Raw genomic sequence first — 18,518 nt, 5'->3', positions numbered from 1 at the left:
GGTTACCCCGCAGTAAGCTTCGGCTCTGAAAGAAAGTGTAGGAACGAGGAGTATGAGTGGATAGCAGGAGTAAGCTCCTTAAAAACTATTGCTTTGCTGAGACTAGACACAGAAGATTATTTTAATTAATAAATATTAAAATAGACTAAATCTCTTAATGACCTCTGAATTTATGTTGTAACTTTATCTTATGAAAGAGCATATTGTGAGAGGGTTCAGATTTGAGACTTACAAAGCACCAGAATTGTCTGTATTTGAGAGACTGCTGGAAATTTTTACCGATTTGTTAACTCATACTTCGGGAGATTTTGATGAAGCCATAGATTGGCTTCGAATGCTTGATGATGAATATAAACTTACTACAGCAGAATATACCATAGATGATTTTATAGAGGATCTTAAGAAAAAAGGATATATCCGTGAGGAAATAGATGCCAACGGGACTGGCAGAGGAGTGACTTTAAGTGCAAAAATGGAACAAAATATCCGAAAACAGGCTCTTAAACAAATATTCGGAAATCTGGAAAAAAGTGGAAACGGAAATCATAAAACAAACAAAAGTGGTTCTGGTGAAGACACAACAGGAGAATTTCGAAATTATCACTTTGGAGATCCTGTTGAAAAAATTTCTATTACAGAAAGTCTTAAAAATGCACAGATTAATAATGGGATAGGTGATTTTCATCTTACAGAAGATGATTTGATTGTTGAAGACAGTATTCATCAGTCCCAGATGAGTACGGTTTTGATGATCGATATTAGTCACAGTATGATTTTGTACGGAGAAGATCGTATCACTCCTGCTAAAAAAGTGGCAATGGCACTTGCAGAGCTTATTACAACTCGATATCCGAAAGATACTTTAGATATTATTGTTTTTGGAGATGACGCTTGGCCTGTTAAGATTCAGGAACTTCCTTATTTACAGGTTGGTCCATATCATACAAATACGGTTGCAGGACTTCAGTTGGCAATGGATATTTTGCGAAGAAAGCGAAATACCAATAAACAAATCTTCATGATCACTGATGGAAAACCAAGCTGTGTGCGTGAGTCAGACGGTACTTATTATAAGAATTCTTTTGGCTTAGATGAATATGTAGTCCAAAAATGTTATAATATGGCTGCCCAGGCTCGAAGATTACATATCCCAATTACTACTTTTATGATTGCACAGGATCCTTACCTCCAACATTTTGTAAATGAATTTACGGAAGCCAATCAAGGAAAAGCCTTTTATACAGGTCTTAACGGCTTAGGACATATGGTTTTTGAAGATTATGAAGCCAATCGCAAGAAAAGATTACGTTAAAATTTAAATATCAATGTTTAGTCATTAATGAGTAAGCAAATACTATTTTCAAGAATTATAAATCAGATTTTAAATAAAATGACTGCAAAGCCAGATATAAAAACATTAGGTTCGTTAAAAGCATCAGGATATAAAATTAAAAGTATCAAAGATGAGTTAAGAGATAATTTAAGACACAAAATTACTAATAAAGAGTCTGTTTTTGAGGGGATTTTCGGGTATGAAAATACAGTTCTTCCTCAATTGGAACATGCTATTCTCAGTCGTCATAATATCAATTTATTAGGTCTGCGAGGTCAGGCAAAAACCCGATTGGCAAGGATGATGACTACTTTATTAGATGAGTGGATTCCCTTTGTAGGAGGCAGCGAAATCAATGATGATCCGCTAAATCCGATCTCACGTTATGCTAAAGAGCTTATTAAAGAAGAAGGCGATAATGCACCGATAGAATGGTTGCATCGCGATGAAAGATTTTTTGAAAAATTAGCGACTCCGGACGTGACGGTTGCTGATCTTATCGGTGATGTCGATCCTATCAAAGCTGCCAATCTTAAATTATCTTATGCGGACGATCGTGTGATTCATTTCGGAATGATTCCCCGCGCGAACCGCTGTATTTTCGTTATTAATGAATTACCGGATCTTCAGGCGCGAATTCAGGTTTCTTTGTTTAATATTCTTCAGGAAGGTGATGTGCAGATTCGTGGCTTTAAGGTGAGAATGCCTTTAGATATACAGTTTGTGTTCACTGCCAATCCAGAAGATTATACCAATAGAGGAAGTATTGTAACCCCGCTGAAAGACCGTATCGGATCACAGATTTTGACCCATTATCCTGAAAACATTCATATAGCCAAAGAAATTACCAAATATGAATCAAGTTTAGACAAACGTCAGGAAGATTCTGTTTACGTTCCTTCTTTGGCTAAAGATCTTTTGGAACAGATCGGTTTTGAAGCCCGTGAAAGTGAATATGTAGATTCAAAAAGTGGAGTGAGTGCTCGTATGAGTATCACCGCTTTTGAAAATTTATTAAGTACGGCTGAACGTAGATCTTTGCTAGCAGGTGAAGAAAAGACGACTGTAAGATTAAGCGATTTTGTAGGAGTAATCCCGGCAATTACAGGAAAAGTGGAGTTGGTATATGAAGGAGAGCAGGAAGGTGCAGAAGCAGTTGCCCAAATGTTGATCGATAATGCCATAAGAACTTTATTCACCTCTTATTTTCCGAAAGTTGAAAAGTTGGAAAAAAAGAATGTAGAAGGACCATTTAGCCAAATTACAGATTGGTTTTTGGAAGACGATGGCTTTTTAGAAATTACAGATGAATCTTCGGATGAAATGTATGCTAAAAATCTTAACAGAATCAATCCGCTTGATCAGATTATAGAAAAATATCAGCCAGATACAAGTCCTGAAGATATTTTATTCTTAAAGGAATTTATTCTTTGGGGATTGGCTGTTAATAAAAAACTGAATAAAGAACGTTTCAAAACGGGAGTATTCTTTTCTTAATAAGCTTTAATACTATTACAAAAAAGATGTGGAAAACTAGTTCCACATCTTTTTTTATAACTAAATTGTTTTAACAATTATCAAACCTGAATAACTCCCAAATTAAATTTCTCAGTAATCGGAGAATGATTTGCGGCTTCAATTCCCATAGAAATCCATTTTCTGGTGTCTACAGGATTAATGATCGCATCTGTCCACAATCTTGCCGCAGCATAAGTTGCTTCTGTTTGTTTTTTATATTTTTTAGAAATAGAATCTAAAATTTCGTTATGTTCTTTTTCAGTAATTTCTTTTCCTTGTTTTTTCAAAGTAGATTCCTGAATCTGTGCTAAAACTTTTGCCGCCTGAGCTCCACCCATTACGGCTAGATCTGTCCATGGCCAAGCGACGATCAATCGGGGGTCATAAGCTTTTCCGCACATCGCGTAATTTCCTGCACCGTAAGAGTTTCCTGTAATGATCGTGAATTTAGGAACTACAGAATTTGAAACAGCATTTACCATTTTTGCTCCGTCTTTAATGATTCCTCCATGTTCAGATTTTGAACCCACCATGAAACCAGTTACGTCCTGTAAAAATACCAAAGGAATTTTTCTTTGATTACAGTTGGCAATAAATCTTGTCGCCTTATCAGCAGAATCAGAATAGATTACCCCTCCAAACTGCATTTCACCTTTTCCGCTTTTTACCAATTTTCTTTGATTGGCTACAATTCCTACTGACCAACCGTCGATTCTAGCAGTTGCACAGATGATACTTTTACCGTAATCTGGCTTATATTCTTCGTATTCCGAATTATCAACTAAGCATTTTAGGATGTCAAAAGTGTCATATTGTTCTGATCTGGATGCAGGCATAATTCCGAAAATATTCTCAGGTTTTTCTTTTGGCTGAGCACTTTCAATCCTGTCGAAACCTGCTTTTTCAGTAGAACCTAAAGATTTCATGATATTTTTGATTCTGTTTAATGCATCTTTGTCATCTTTAGCCTTATAATCTGTAACTCCGGAAATCGAACAGTGAGTTGTTGCTCCTCCCAGCGTTTCGTTATCGATAGTTTCTCCGATCGCAGCTTTCACCAAATAACTTCCTGCAAGGAAAATAGAACCGGTTCCTTCAACGATCATCGCTTCATCGCTCATGATCGGCAGATAGGCTCCACCAGCAACACAGCTGCCCATTACGGCTGAAATCTGGATGATACCTGCAGCACTCATTTTGGCATTATTTCTGAAAATTCTTCCAAACATTTCTTTGTCAGGGAAAATTTCGTCCTGCATGGGAAGATAAACACCGGCAGAATCTACCAGATAAATAATCGGAAGCCTGTTTTCCATGGCAATTTCCTGAGCTCTCAGGTTTTTCTTTCCTGTGATAGGGAACCATGCTCCGGCTTTTACTGAAGCGTCATTAGCAACAATTAAACATTGTCTGCCGGAAACGTATCCCATTACCACTACAACACCACCACTTGGACAGCCGCCGTGTTCCTCATACATTTCGTAACCTGCAAATGCACCAATTTCTATGGAATCTGAATCCTTGTCGAGAAGATATTCTACTCTTTCTCTTGCCGTCATTTTTCCTTCGTCACGTAGCTTTTGAAGCCTTTTTTCTCCTCCTCCTTTTTTGATGTCAGCGAGTAAGCGATTTATTTCGGATAATTTTAATCTGTTTTGATCTTCTCGTTTGTTGAATTCAATGTCCATAAAAATTTCAATTTTTTCCGCTTAAAGATACTATTTTTAATAGGAATTCGAATTGAAGTAAAACAATTGTTTAATAAATTGGTTTTCAGAAATTTATGAAATATTTAACAATTGATATATTTTTTTTGGTGCGTATTTTGCTAACTTTACAATAGAGTAATAGGGATGAAAGTTTCTATATAAATACTCTAAGTTCCTAGTTTATTTTTTTAATAGTTTATTATTTGAAGGCCCTGAAAGTTGAACAAATTTTCAGGGTTTTTTGTTTTAATTTATCTCAAAATCATAAAACAATTCATTTTATTTTTAAAGTTAATTTGAAAATGAAAAATTCTTCAAAAACTTGGTAAGTTTAACACAAAATTTTTACAGGATTTGTAAAAGCTATTTGTAAATTTGCACAAAATTTAAAAGTAGGTAGGATATGCATAAATTAGCTCTTTTCAGATTGCACTTAATTGTATTTTTATGGGGATTTACTGCAATTTTGGGAAAACTGATTCATGCAAATGCCCAAATTCTGGTTTTTTACAGAATGTTATTTGCGGCAATTTGTCTTTTTGTTTACATCAGGGTTTTCAAGAAAGAAAGCATTAAAATTTCAAAGAAACTTTTTTTCCAGCTTGCGGCAATCGGGTTTTCTATGGCACTTCACTGGTGGTGTTTTTTTTATTCTATTAAAGTCTCGAATGTTTCTATTGCATTAAGCTGTCTTTCCTTATCTACATTATTTGCTTCGATTTTAGAACCTGTTATTTTTAAAAGAAAGATCGATATTTCCGAAGTGATTATGGGAGTTATAATCGTAGCCTGTATTTTATTGATATTTAAAACAGAATTCAGATTTAAAGAAGGAATTTTTTATGGAGTTCTTTGTGCTGTCTTCGGGACAATATTTTCAGTTTTCAACGGAAAGATGTTTGGGAAAACAAGCTCAGGAAATATTATTTTTTATGAAATTTTCTCCGGGTGGTTTATATTAATGATAATTTATTTGTTTTCGGGGCAAATTTTTCACATGAATGAAATAAGTTACCGCGATATTGCGTTAATATGCTTGTTGGCGAGTGTTTTTACCGCTTTTCCGATGTTGGAATCGGTGAATCTGATGAAATATATTTCACCTTTTACACTAATTTTAACAGTTAATTTAGAACCGGTCTACGGAATTATACTAGCTTTTTTTATCTTTGGGGAATCAGAACACATGAGTCCGATTTTTTATATCGCTTCAGGAGTTATGATACTGGCAATCATTGCTAACGGATTAATAAAAGCTAAGAAACAAAAAACGTTAAATTAAGCATCAAAATATATGATGAAAAAATATTTTTTACTTGTATTTTCCCTGGTTTTTGGGATATCGCAATCTCAGATTATCAGAAAATATTCCAATGAATTCCTGAATATCGGAGCGGGAGCCAGAGGTTTGGCAATGGGAGGAGCGGTAGTTACCAACCAGGACGACGTTTATTCTCCTATGTGGAATCCTGCAGGTTTAATGGCAATCGAAAAAGATTGGCAAGGAGCAGCGATGCACGCAGAATATTTTGAGTCTATCGCAAAATATGACTATCTGGCGTATGCAAAAGTTTTGGAAACAGGAGTTTTCGGAGTTTCTGTAGTAAGACTCGGGGTTGATAATATTTTGAATACAACCCAGTTGATCGACACGGAAGGAAATATTGATTATGATAAAATCACGAAATTCTCGCAGTCGGATTATGCTGCAATTCTTTCTTATGCTTTTAACCCAGGAGGAAATACAAAATTAGATGTTGGTATTAATGCTAAAATCGTTTACAGAAATGTAGGGAAATTTGCAAACGGATACGGATTCGGTTTTGATATCGGTGCTATCTATAAAATGGATAACGGATGGAAAATAGGTGGTATGCTGAGAGATGCAACAACTACTGTAAACTTCTGGAGCGTAAATCAAAAAGAACTTTCGACTATTGTAAACGGGGAAGAATTCAACCCGGCTCCAAAAGATAAAATGGAATTGACAATGCCGAAATTGAATGCCGGAGTAAGTAAAATTTTTGAAATTAACAGCAGTGTTTATGTTTTACCGGAAGCCGGAATTAATGTGGATTTTGCTAAAACAGCTGCATTGGTTTCGACGGATTTTGCAAGTTTGACTCCTTATGCCGGAGCTGAATTAGGCTATCAGAAAATGATTTTTGTAAGATTAGGGGTAAACAGATTCCAGTCGATTACAGATATTGAAGATCTTAGAAGAAAAGTTTCTTTCCAGCCGAGTGCAGGTATCGGGATCAGATACAGAGGTCTTACATTGGATTACGCGATCACAAACTCAGGAATTGGAGGATCTAATTTCTATTCAAATTTCTTCTCCCTGAAATTAGATATGGGACAGTTTAGAAATGACTAAAAAATGAAAAAAAATGAAAAAATTAACAATACTTATACTTACTGTTTGTTCAATGCTTGCTTTTGGGCAAAAGGTTTCTGATTATAAATATATTTCTGTACCAGTTAAATTCGAAACTTTTAAGGAGGATTTCGGTTTAGGTGAACTGTTAATAAAAACTTTAAGAGCCAAAAATTATACTATTGTTCCTACAGATAAACTGCAATGGCCGTCTGATGCACAAAGTAATCCTTGCAATGTTTTGATCGCAGATATTATTAATGACAGTGGATTTTTACGAAACAAAGTATTAGTGCAGTTTAAAGATTGTAATGATAAAGTAATATCGTCAGTAAAAGGTGCTTCAAATATTAAGGAATATAAAGAAGGATATCAGGATGCTTTGAAACAGACCTATGTTTCGATTTCTCCTGCTAATCCAGTGAATCAGGTTCAAAATAATAAAATACAGGAAACAACTACTACAACTACTCAAGTAGTAACAAATACGGTTTCAACTTCAACTGACAGCGGAGCTCAAAAATTCAGTAACGGAAAAATGGATCTGCAGAGAATTCAGATTGATAACGGTCAGTTTATTTTAGTAAGCTCAAACAGTACATCTCCATTCGCTACTTTTAAGGCGACAACTAAGAACGATGTTTTTAGAGTAAAGTTACAAAACGGAGATTCTACATTAGGCTATTTTGAAAATGGTAATATTGTAATAGAAATTCCGCAAGGTAATGGAGAGTATTTTAAAGAAGTTTTTTCGAAAAAATAACGAAATCGTTTTACAAAATAAGAAAAGTCCTCAATTCGAGGACTTTTTCATTTTTAGATATTGTAATTAGTTATTATTAAAAAAATCATAAATCACTTTTGCCTTGCTTTTGCCTAAAATTTCTTCCAAAGTTTCCAAATTAGATTCTTTAATCCGTTTTACAGATTTTAATTTAGATAAAAGCAATTCAATGGTTTTTTCTCCAACACCCGGAATTTCCTCCAGCTCGGATTTTATAGTTGAGTTTGTTCTTCTCGTTCTGTGATGTTTTACTCCGAACCGGTGCGCTTCGTCTCGTACCCGTTGTAAAATCTTCAGCGTTTCAGATTTTTTATCAAGATATAGCGGAATAGGATCTTCGGGGAAGAAAATTTCTTCTAAACGTTTTGCGATTCCGACAATCGTTATTTTTCCATAAAGTCCGAGTAATTTTAAACTTTTTACAGCAGAAGATAACTGACCTTTTCCACCATCAATCAAAATTAATTGAGGCAACGCTTCTCCTTCGTCCAATATTCTTTTATAACGGCGATAAATGACTTCTTCCATTGTCGCAAAGTCATTCGGACCTTCTACTGTTTTCGGATGAAAAATTCTGTAGTCTGCTTTGCTGGGCTTTCCGTCTTTAAAAACAACACACGCCGAAACAGGATTTGTTCCCTGAATATTTGAGTTATCAAAACCTTCAATATGTCGAGGTTCGACAGGCATTCTCAAAAGCTTCTTCATTTCCGCCATGATTCTGTTGGAATGTCTTTCCGGATCGATAATTTGGACTTGTTTTAATTTTTCTAAACGATATTCTTTCGCATTTTTCTCCGAAAGCTCAACAATGCGTTTTTTATCGCCAACTTTTGGAACAATCAGTTTCACATTCGGAATTTCTACAGATAAATGGAAAGGTAAAAGCACTTCTTTTGAATTGGAATCAAATTTCTGACGGATTTCAATCAAGGCTTCTTCCAAAATATCTTCATCGGATTCCTCAAGAATTTTCTTAATTTCCGTCGTGAAACTTTGAATAATATTTCCGTTTCTGATTTTAAAGAAATTGACATAAGCTGCCGTTTCATCACTTGTCATTCCAAATACATCTACATCGTCAATACTTGGGTTTACAACCGTATTTTTAGCCTGATAATCTTCAAGAGCATCCAATCTTTCTTTGATGAATTGTGCCTGTTCAAATTGTAGACTTTCTGCATATTTCATCATCTGATTCACCAGATATTCCTTTGCTTTTCGGAAATCTCCTTTGATAATTCCACGAATGGCATCGATTTTTTCATCATAATCTTCCTTGCTTTCCAACCCTTCACAAGGTCCTTCGCAGTTTTTAATATGATATTCTAAACAGACTTTATATTTTCCGTCTTCGATTTTATTGGGAGCTAAATTCAGATTACAGGTTCTGAGCTTATAAATATGTTTAATAGTATCCAGTAAAATCTTTGCAGGACGCACTTTTGCATAAGGTCCGTAATATTCTGAACCATCTTTAATCTTCGTTCTTGTCAGAAAAATTCTCGGAAAATCTTCATTTTTAATACAAATCCATGGATAGGTTTTGTCATCTTTCAGCATGACATTATAAAACGGCTGATGTTCTTTTATAAGATTGTTTTCCAATAAAAGTGCGTCGTATTCGCTGTTTACAATAGTCGTTTCCAGTCGCTGGATTTTTCCGACCATGATTCTGGTTCTGTATCCAGGAAGATTTTTATTAAAATATGAAAGAACTCTTTTCTTTAGATTCTTTGCTTTCCCTACATACAATAAATGTTCATTTTTATCATAATAACGATAAACGCCAGGTTCTGAGGGTAAAGTTTTGAGTTGTAATTCTAAAGAAGGATTCATAACACAAAATTACGGAATTTAAAGGCACGAAAAAAGCCATAGAAAATCTACGGCTTTACAATTTTATGTTAAAATTAATTTATCCGTTTGTCATTGCGGTATATTCCTGAACCAGAAAACTAAAATAATCCCATTCCACAGAGTTTTTAGGATACTTTTTCATGAATTCTGCATTGTCTCCGAAAAGGAAATCATAGTTATCTTCAAAATCATCCTTATGAAGCCACATTACTTTGTTACCTTTTTTTACATAATAAGATTTGGTAACACCACCGCCCAAGCTTGGGGAGCCCATTACAGAGAAACCTGTTGTTTCTTTTGCTCTGGGATCATGATAAACAGAAATGATATCATCAAATTCAGGATTAATTACCTGCATTAAGAATTCTTTATCATCTTTTTTATTTTTCAAAGAAACCGTTTGATTAACAAAGTGAATACGATCCTTTGTTGTAGTATTCTTAAGTTTTTTTGTCTGATAATTTCTGATATTGCCCATATATTTTGCAACTTTCATGAATTTTTCAGCTTCATTTGGATATAAATACATTTCACTGATATTGTCAGCAACAAAAACAGTAGGTTTTTTTGTAATACTGTCTTTAATGGTGACTTCGAAAATCTGTCCTTTTTTGGTATCTGTTTTACTGCAGAAACCTTTATGGGTAGTTCCGTCCTTTAAAATTACAGTGGAAGTTTTTTTGACGGATGGAGCGTTAAAGCCTTCGTTGAAAAGGTATTGCTCCATTTTTTTGATGTCTTCTTTAGAATATTTTACTTTCTGTGCGAAAGAAGCTGTGCTTACAAGAAACAGTGCAAGCAACAAAGTTTTAAGTTTCATAAGGGTATCAATTTTTAATTTCGGCGTAAAAATAGTAAATTAATTCACTTGTTTTCAGAAAAATGCAGGCTTAGAAAAATTAGTTTTTCCAATTATTGTTAAATGTGTAATTTTAAGACAAAATTTAGAGAATGATATACGGTGTAGATGTTTTCAGTTTCCATGATGTTTTGGAGATATGTAAAGCTCCAAATAAGGCTAAACTTAATAAAGCTGCAAAAGAACAGATTTTAAAATCTCAGAGAAACGTTCAGGAAATTGTAGCTTCGGACAGATGTGTTTATGGTATTAATACAGGTTTTGGACCTCTTTGTGATACGAAGATTTCTGCTGACGAAACGGCGCTTTTACAATATAATTTAATTATTTCTCACGCAGTTGGTGTAGGAAAACCAATTGATAAGGAATTTTCAAAAATCATGATGATCGCGAAAGTTCATGCGTTGTCAAAGGGGTTTTCGGGAGTTTCTTTAGAGGTGATCGAGAGATTGATTTTAATGTTGGAAAAAGACATTATTCCTGTAGTTCCGGAACAAGGTTCTGTTGGTGCTTCGGGAGATTTAGCTCCTTTGGCACATTTGGTTTTGCCGCTTTTAGGTTTGGGTCAGGTTTGGGTTGGAAATGAAATTTTTGAAACTGCAGAAATTTTAGAAAAAAATAACCTTGAACCATTGGTTTTAGGACCGAAAGAAGGATTGGGACTAATTAACGGAACTCAGTTTATTCTTTCTCACGCTATAAAAGGATTGGAAAAATTCGAATATTTGTTGGATTTGGCAGATATGACGGCTGCAATGAGTCTTGAAGCATACAGAGGTTCTCAAAGTCCTTTCAAAAAAGAACTTCACGATATCAGACCATTCGAAGGAAGTAAAAAAGTGGCAGCAAGAATGCTGAAGTTCTTGAAAGGTTCTGAAAATATGAAGGCTCACGAATATTGTGACAGAGTGCAGGATCCTTATTCCATGAGATGTGTTCCGCAGGTTCACGGAGCGAGCAGAAATGCGTTTGAACATCTTAAATTAATGGCTGAAACAGAATTAAATTCTGTAACGGATAACCCAATCGTTCTAAGTGCAGAAGAATCTATTTCCGGAGGAAATTTCCACGGACAGTTGATGGCCTTACCTTTGGATTATGCAACTTTGGCAGCGGCTGAATTAGGAAATATTTCAGACAGAAGAAGTTATTTACTGTTGGAAGGAAAATACGGCTTACCAAGATTATTAACGGAAAGCTCAGGATTAAATTCAGGATTCATGATTCCTCAATATACTTCTGCAGCATTGGTAACGGAAAATAAAACGTTGTGCTTCCCGGCTTCTGCGGATTCTATTCCGACGAGTTTAGGACAGGAAGATCATGTTTCGATGGGAAGTATTTCGGGTAGAAAATTCAATCAGGTTCTTGGAAATCTGGTGAATATTTTATCAGTAGAATTAATGTTTGCAGCGCAAGGTTTGGAATTCAGAAGACCTGCAAAATGTTCAAAAATTATTGAAGAAAATTATACAATTCTTCGTTCGAAAGTCGCAAAACTTGAAGAAGACAGATTGATTGGAAAAGATATGTTGGCGATTGCAGAATTGATTAATGAAAGAAAATTTGTAGTTAATTAATTCTCAAACTAAATAAATACAAAGCTTCCAGAAATGGGAGCTTTTTTTATTGAACAAGTAAGTGTCTGTATAACCCTGCTAAATTGGAGAGAGCATAAAAATTATTAATTTAGTAAAGTAAAAATAATTGAATGACAATCAAAAGAACAGACTCTTCAAATAAAGATTTTCAGAATTTAGTAAAACTTTTAGACGCCGATCTGGCAATTCGTAATGGTGATGACCATGATTTTTACGATCAATTTAATAAAATAGATATGATTAAAAACTGCATTGTCATTTATATTGATGAAATTCCTGCAGCTTGTGGAGCATTCAAAAAATTTGAAGAAAATAGTGTTGAAATTAAAAGAATGTATACCAATCCGGATTTTAGAAAAAGAGGTTTGGCTACAACTATTGTAAAAGAACTTGAAAATTGGGCAAAAGAACTGGGTTACAAAAAAGCTGTTCTGGAAAGTTCATTAGAGCAGAATGAAGCACTTTCTGTTTATGAAAAAAGCGGGTATCAAAGAATTCCCAATTACGGACAGTATATCGGAATTGATAAAAGTGTCTGTTATGAAAAAGCATTATAATTATTAGTGCTGAATGTTATTTTTAACATAATGAAATTAAAGATAAATTAAATTTTAAGCGCCTGTGATTCAATGTAAAGTGATATCTTGGTTTTACCAATCAAATATTATTTTATATGAAAAAACATGTATTTTACCTGCTCATGCTGTTTTTTGTTTTCACGGCATGTAACAGAGACGACCTTCAAAACAGTCCAAACAACATTGAAATTACTCAAAAAGATCCTTTGACGGCAAAACAGATCAATGAAAAAATTAACGAAAACATCAAAACCAAAGGACGATTTTCCTGGAACGAATCTTCTGATCATTTTGTCTGGAGCGCCATTTTTCAAGGGAATAAAATTGCTTCTATCGGATTCGGATCTTCTTTCGACAGAAGTTTAGATGCTAATAACCAAGCTATTGAAAACGAAATTTTAGATGTGATTAAAAAATATGAGGGAAAAACTGACAGAATTTTATTGTCTTCGGATCAATATTTAAATCAGATTGATGTTGCGATAGAAAAGCAGGAAACGGTTATTGCTCTTAGAAAAATGAAAAATATCCGTTACTTGGAACCTGCAGATTACCATTATTTTGAAAATGAAAATAAATTCAACGGAACGGCAAAATCCAGCGGAAGTTCTTCAGGATGCGGATTTGAATCGACAGCTTTAAATGCAGCAGATTATACAACTGTAACTCCTAATGCAAAAGCGCCCTGGTCTTTCACAAAACATAATATTATCAACGCCTGGAGTTATAGTACAGGTGCCGGAATTACAATCGGTGTGATTGACAGCGGTGTTTCTCCCGAACAAAGTTTATTGGGAAGCAGCTTCAATAACGGACTTTCTTCTGGAAGAACAATCAGTAAAAATGGAGTATATGTAGATTCAGTCTGGCCGTGGAGTACGGGTTATGACGGTTCTGCCGATAAATGCGGTCACGGAACAAGTATGGCTTCTGCGATGGCAGCTCCGAGAAATAATCAAGGGCAACCTGTCGGTGTGGCTTATAATGCGAATTTAGTGACTTATAGAGCAGCTTCGAACGTAGTTTTAGAAGGCTATCACGAACAAAATGGAGTTAAAATAGCTTTTACAGAATTAGGAAATAACAACAATGTTAAAATCATTTCCATGTCAATGGGACACATTTTCTCTGTCGGAAAAATTGAAGATGGTGTAAAATATGCCTATTCTAAAGGGAAACTGATTTTCTGCGCAGGAGGAACTTCCACAAGTTTTACCAATTTCGTAGGGGTGATTTTCCCGGCTTGGATGCCTGAAACACAAGCAATAACAGGGGTGAAAGAAAATACTTCAAACCAGAAATGCGACGTTTGTCATTCCGGATCTGAAATTGATTTTACCTATCAAATGGAAAGAGCTTCAGGAAATAATATTCCGGTGCTGAGTTATTATAATGCACAAACAGATTATGTCGGTGGTTCTTCGGTGGCAACGGCCTCTACAGCAGGAATTGCAGCTTTAGTATGGTCTAAAAATCCATCATGGACAAGAGATCAGGTTTTGAATAAAATGAGACAGTCGGCAACGTATTACCCAAGTCCGAACTCAGATTATGGATACGGTAATATTAATGTTTTACAGGCTGTTCAGTAAAATTTTAATTAAATTATTTGAAAATAAAAAAAGTAATGTTGTTCAATAACGACATTACTTTTTCCTTTTATAAAACTATATTAAATTAATCTATCCGATTCTTACGCTCGTCATACTCAGCGAGCCGCCAATCAATTCATCATTAAATAAAGCCAGATTTTCAGACTTGTCTTTCAAACCTAAACTATAAATCAACGGAAGATAATGATCAGGAGTAGGAATTGCATATTGCAGAGAAGTTCCCTGTTTTTGATAATCAATAATATTTCGGAAATTTCCATCTAAAAGCCAGTTGTTGGTCTTTTCACGGGCTTCAACTGCCCAATCCCAGCCAGCTCCGACGGTGTTGACATTTTTCCAGTCGATTAATCGTAAATTATGAACAATATTTCCGCTTCCGATTATTAAAATTCCTTTTTCGCGAAGTTTATTTAATCTTTTGGCTAAATCAAAATGATATTGCGGAGCTTTCGTATAATCAATACTCATCTGGATCACAGGAATATCTGCTTCCGGATACATATGTTTTATCACCGACCATGCTCCATGATCCAAACCCCAATTATGATCTTCCTTAACCAAAACAGGAGCTAAAAGGTCAGCGGTTTCTCTTGCCAGTTCAGGATTTCCCGGAGCAGGATATTCTACATCAAACAAAGCCTGCGGAAAACCTCCAAAATCATGAATCGTTCGTGGCATGTCCATTGCCGTTACCATCGTTCCGTTCGTAAACCAATGTGCAGAAATACACAAAATAGCATTCGGTTTCGGAATTTCGGTCGCCGCTTTTCGGAATCCCTGTACAAACTGATTTTCTTCAATAGCATTCATAGGCGAGCCGTGTCCTAGAAATAAGACAGGCATTCTTTGAGTATTCCCAAAATTTTCGCTTATGTTTTGTAGGTCGTTGAGGTTCATTTTATTGAAGATTATATAAAAATAAAAGGTTCAAGGTTTTAGAAAAATCCCTGAACCTTTTAAAATATTTGTTAAAAATTATGCTTGTTTTACGAACTGTAATTCTCCTGCTAATTTCACTTCTTCGCTTACCATTACACCTCCTGCTTCAAGAGCTGCATTCCAGTTTAATCCGAAATCTTTTCTGTTGATTTTTCCTTCAAAAGAGAAACCAGCTTTTGTATTTCCCCATGGGTCAACGTTGATTCCGTTGAAATCTACATCCAGTGTTACAGGTTTTGTAATTCCGTTGATGGTAAGATTTCCAGTGACTTCGTTATTCAAAGCAGAAGATTCGAAAGTAATCGTAGGATTTGCTTCAGCATTGAAGAATTCTGCAGACTTCAGGTGGTTATCTCTGTCTGTATTGTGTGTAGAGATAGAATCTGTCTGAATGGTAGCTGTCGTTTTAGCGTTTGCAAAAGTATCATCCTCAGCTTCGATTTCTGCAGTGAAGTTGGTGAAGTTTCCTTTAATATTAGAAATCATCATGTGTTTTACTTTGAAAGTAAGTTCACTGTGAGCTGGGTCTAGGTTCCATTTTGTTGCCATTGTATTGTAATTTTGTTTGTTATTTATAGTGCAAATTTATATCAAGTGACAGGTACAAATCATTGACGTAGGATAAGAAATGATTTTTGTAATAATTTTTTATAATCATTGTCATTTCGATAAAGAAGAAATCTATTACTCATTACCAATTATTCATTACTTATTTTTTGGAGCTATTTCCCGCTTTCCGTTGCAATCTTTTTTTTCAAAAAAGGATTTTCACTTCAATCGGGGCTAAGATATTTGTCGTCATTATTACCTCTCGTCATTGCGAGGAGCGAAGCGACGAAGCAATCTCAAAAAAATAACACATCCATTATTACCATGCACTTTGTCATCCTGAATAGATCTCAACAAAATTTTTAGAGAATAATATGGAAAGATTCGTACCTAGATTCCTACGGAATGACAAACAGAGTGTAAAGCTTTATCAATATAGATTCTTCACTCCACTTCGTTCCATTCAGAATGACAGAACGCAAACCAAGAATAATCAACTAAAAACCATCAATCAAAATCCATCATTAAGTTAAGAATTAATTTCTATCAATCCGTTATTCCCATTTTACGAATCTTTTAATTTAACATTTCTTAACGGTTGGTTTTTATTTCTTATTTTTGGTGGATTCAATTTTTTACGATGAAATTACATAAGTTTTCTTTATTGATGCTGGTTTTGGGCAGTTCGGCATTTGCTCAGACTCAAAAATTTACGATGGCGGAGGCTGTTAATGGCTTGAGAAGCAATCTTGCAGTGAAAAATATCTCTCAGTTTTCATGGTCTAATGATGGGAAATCATACATTCAGGCTGTAAAAGGAGGATATTTAATTACTGATTTAAAAACGAACAAGCAGGATACTTTGGTGTCTTTAACCCAGTTAAATAAAAATTTAGCTGAGAATAAATTCAAAGCTGTTCCCCAGATTAAATTCATTAATAATTCTAACGGTTATTTCAATTCGAATGGTAAAATGGTTTGGGTTGAGAAATCAGGAAGCGACTGGAAAACCAAAAATTCTGTTGCTGTCGATGAAAACGCTTCAAATATAAAGATCTTTGGAGATAACCAGACTTTTGCATTTACAGTAAAGAATAATTTATTTATCAGTAAAAACGGAAAAACAATCGCTGTAACAAACGATTCAGATGAAAATATTCTGAACGGTGCAGCTAATGTTCACAGAAACGAATTCGGGATCGATACAGGAATTTTCCCGGCTCCAAACTCTGAAAGTGTAGCATTTTACAGAATGGATCAGACCATGGTTGCAGATTATCCTGTGATCGACTGGTCTGTAACTCCTGCTGTGAATCACAACATCAAATATCCGATGGCGGGACAAACGTCTCATCAGGTGACTTTGGGAGTTTTCAATATTAAAACCCAAGCAACGACTTTCCTGAAAATTGATGGTGAAAAAGATCAATATTTAACGGCAGTAACCTGGAGCCCGGATTCTAAATATATTTTTGTAGGCGTGTTAAACAGAGGTCAGAATCATCTGAAAATGAATCAGTATGACGCTGCAACAGGAAATTTAGTGAAAACTTTATTCGAAGAAACGAGCGACAAATACGTCGAGCCACAACATCCGTTGACATTCTTCCCGAATTCAAATACAGATTTCATCTGGCAAAGTCAGAGAACGGGTTATAACCATCTGTTCCATTATAGTTTAGAAAAAGGACTGGTTGCGCAAATCACGAAAGGCGATTGGCTGGTAACTGAAATATTAGGTTTTAATGAAAAGAAAAAGGAAATTTATTTCACATCTACGAAAGAAACTCCTTTGGAAAAACATTTATACAGAATAAACTGGACCAACTTCAAAATGCAGAGAATGGATAATGCAGATGGAGTCCATACAGGAGTTTTAAGCAGTGACGGAAATTATCTGTATGATATGTACAGCAATGCAAATACACCACGAGTTGCAAATATCATTAACACCAATACTTTAAAATCAAACAATCTTCTTACGGCTGAAAATACATTAAAAAACTATCAGCGTCCGGAAATTAAAAATATAGAATTAAAGGCAGACGATGGAACACCGTTGTATGGAAAAATTATTCTTCCAACTAATTTTGATCCGAATAAAAAATATCCTGTTATTGTTTATTTATACAACGGACCACATTTGCAATTGATTACAAATACTTTCCCGGCTTCAGGAAATCTTTGGTATGAATATATGGCTCAAAACGGATACATCATTTTCACGATGGACGGAAGAGGTTCTTCAAACCGAGGATTAAAATTTGAACAGGCAGTTTTCAGAAACCTGGGAACAGCTGAAATGAAAGATCAGATGAAAGGAGTTGATTATTTAAAATCTCTTCCTTACGTTGATTCAGAAAGAATGGGAATTCACGGATGGAGTTTTGGTGGATTTATGACAACAAGTTTCATGCTTCGTAATCCCGATGTTTTCAAAGTGGGAGTTGCAGGAGGTCCTGTAATCGACTGGAGCATGTACGAAATCATGTATGGTGAAAGATATATGGATACGCCACAGGAAAATCCGCAAGGATATGCAACGGCAAATCTTTTGGATAAGGTTCAGAATCTGAAAGGGAAATTATTAATGATCCACGGAGCGCAGGATGATGTTGTTGTTTGGCAGCATTCGATCAAATTCATAAAATCTGCTGTTGATAATGGAGTACAATTAGATTATTTCGTTTATCCGGGACATCCTCACAATGTTATTGGAAAAGACAGAGTACATTTGATGCAGAAAGTAACAGATTATTTTGACCAGAATCTGAAAAAATAATACTTAAAAATACAGG

15 protein-coding genes are annotated in these 18,518 nt (G+C 35.0%); 10 read left to right on the top strand and 5 right to left on the bottom strand.

Annotated elements, in window-relative coordinates; translation table 11 throughout:
• Positions 1 to 190 precede the first annotated feature (190 nt).
• Complete coding sequence (locus ABD745_RS12170; protein ID WP_344830054.1) at positions 191 to 1,312, top strand: vWA domain-containing protein; 1,122 nt, start codon at positions 191 to 193, stop codon at positions 1,310 to 1,312.
• Positions 1,313 to 1,390: 78 nt separating this feature from the next.
• A complete protein-coding gene (locus tag ABD745_RS12165; protein WP_344830052.1) occupies positions 1,391 to 2,830 on the top strand; it encodes an AAA family ATPase in 1,440 nt (479 codons plus the stop codon).
• An 80-nt stretch (positions 2,831 to 2,910) separates the two neighbouring features.
• Here the strand turns inward: ABD745_RS12165 and ABD745_RS12160 are convergent, their stop codons facing one another.
• Positions 2,911 to 4,539, bottom strand: coding sequence for an acyl-CoA carboxylase subunit beta (locus ABD745_RS12160; protein WP_344830049.1), 1,629 nt, complete (start codon positions 4,537 to 4,539; stop codon positions 2,911 to 2,913).
• Positions 4,540 to 4,963: 424 nt separating this feature from the next.
• Here ABD745_RS12160 and ABD745_RS12155 point away from each other — a divergent pair, with 424 nt between their 5' ends.
• The 3 genes from ABD745_RS12155 to ABD745_RS12145 are packed head-to-tail and all read left to right on the top strand — an operon-like array spanning position 4,964 to position 7,700.
• Entirely contained in the window at positions 4,964 to 5,842 is an 879-nt protein-coding gene (locus ABD745_RS12155; RefSeq protein WP_344830047.1) for a DMT family transporter, read from the top strand.
• Positions 5,843 to 5,854: 12 nt separating this feature from the next.
• Positions 5,855 to 6,937 carry a putative type IX sorting system protein PorV2 gene (locus ABD745_RS12150; RefSeq protein ID WP_344830044.1) on the top strand — a complete coding sequence of 361 codons (1,083 nt, stop codon included), beginning with the start codon at positions 5,855 to 5,857 and terminating at the stop codon, positions 6,935 to 6,937.
• Positions 6,938 to 6,950: 13 nt separating this feature from the next.
• Positions 6,951 to 7,700: a hypothetical protein gene (locus ABD745_RS12145; protein WP_344830041.1), complete on the top strand. Its 750-nt coding sequence runs from the start codon at positions 6,951 to 6,953 to the stop codon at positions 7,698 to 7,700.
• A 66-nt stretch (positions 7,701 to 7,766) separates the two neighbouring features.
• Here ABD745_RS12145 and uvrC read toward each other — a convergent pair whose 3' ends face one another.
• Together uvrC and ABD745_RS12135 are read right to left on the bottom strand one after the other, a co-directional pair.
• Entirely contained in the window at positions 7,767 to 9,560 is a 1,794-nt protein-coding gene (gene uvrC / locus ABD745_RS12140; protein ID WP_344830038.1) for an excinuclease ABC subunit UvrC, read from the bottom strand.
• A 79-nt stretch (positions 9,561 to 9,639) separates the two neighbouring features.
• Entirely contained in the window at positions 9,640 to 10,401 is a 762-nt protein-coding gene (locus ABD745_RS12135) for a hypothetical protein (RefSeq protein WP_344830036.1), read from the bottom strand.
• Between the two features lie 131 nt (positions 10,402 to 10,532).
• On the opposite strand from ABD745_RS12135, the gene hutH reads away from it, so the two are divergent.
• From hutH to ABD745_RS12120, 3 genes are all read left to right on the top strand, one after another.
• Positions 10,533 to 12,020 (top strand): histidine ammonia-lyase, encoded by a 1,488-nt coding sequence (gene hutH, locus ABD745_RS12130; RefSeq protein ID WP_344830034.1) that lies wholly within the window; start codon positions 10,533 to 10,535, stop codon positions 12,018 to 12,020.
• A 131-nt stretch (positions 12,021 to 12,151) separates the two neighbouring features.
• A complete protein-coding gene (locus ABD745_RS12125; protein WP_344830032.1) occupies positions 12,152 to 12,598 on the top strand; it encodes a GNAT family N-acetyltransferase in 447 nt (148 codons plus the stop codon).
• Positions 12,599 to 12,714: 116 nt separating this feature from the next.
• A complete protein-coding gene (locus ABD745_RS12120) occupies positions 12,715 to 14,211 on the top strand; it encodes a S8 family peptidase (RefSeq protein ID WP_344830030.1) in 1,497 nt (498 codons plus the stop codon).
• A gap of 90 nt (positions 14,212 to 14,301) precedes the next feature.
• On the opposite strand, the gene ygiD is transcribed toward ABD745_RS12120, so the two are convergent.
• Both ygiD and ABD745_RS12110 read right to left on the bottom strand, forming a co-directional pair.
• Positions 14,302 to 15,129, bottom strand: coding sequence for a 4,5-DOPA-extradiol-dioxygenase (ygiD, locus tag ABD745_RS12115; RefSeq protein WP_344830028.1), 828 nt, complete (start codon positions 15,127 to 15,129; stop codon positions 14,302 to 14,304).
• A 78-nt stretch (positions 15,130 to 15,207) separates the two neighbouring features.
• Positions 15,208 to 15,720: a YceI family protein gene (locus ABD745_RS12110; RefSeq protein WP_047397411.1), complete on the bottom strand. Its 513-nt coding sequence runs from the start codon at positions 15,718 to 15,720 to the stop codon at positions 15,208 to 15,210.
• 374 nt (positions 15,721 to 16,094) lie between these two features.
• Here ABD745_RS12110 and ABD745_RS12105 point away from each other — a divergent pair, with 374 nt between their 5' ends.
• Both ABD745_RS12105 and ABD745_RS12100 read left to right on the top strand, forming a co-directional pair.
• Positions 16,095 to 16,253 carry a hypothetical protein gene (locus ABD745_RS12105; RefSeq protein ID WP_344830025.1) on the top strand — a complete coding sequence of 53 codons (159 nt, stop codon included), beginning with the start codon at positions 16,095 to 16,097 and terminating at the stop codon, positions 16,251 to 16,253.
• 107 nt (positions 16,254 to 16,360) lie between these two features.
• Positions 16,361 to 18,502 (top strand): S9 family peptidase, encoded by a 2,142-nt coding sequence (locus ABD745_RS12100; RefSeq protein WP_344830022.1) that lies wholly within the window; start codon positions 16,361 to 16,363, stop codon positions 18,500 to 18,502.
• The last annotated feature ends 16 nt before the right edge of the window (positions 18,503 to 18,518 follow it).

Source organism: Chryseobacterium ginsenosidimutans, assembly GCF_039536845.1.
GTDB classification, from domain to species: Bacteria; Bacteroidota; Bacteroidia; order Flavobacteriales; family Weeksellaceae; genus Chryseobacterium; species Chryseobacterium ginsenosidimutans_B.
The sequence above is the reverse complement of the archived record's forward strand: the minus strand, read 5'-3'. Positions and strand labels throughout refer to the sequence as shown.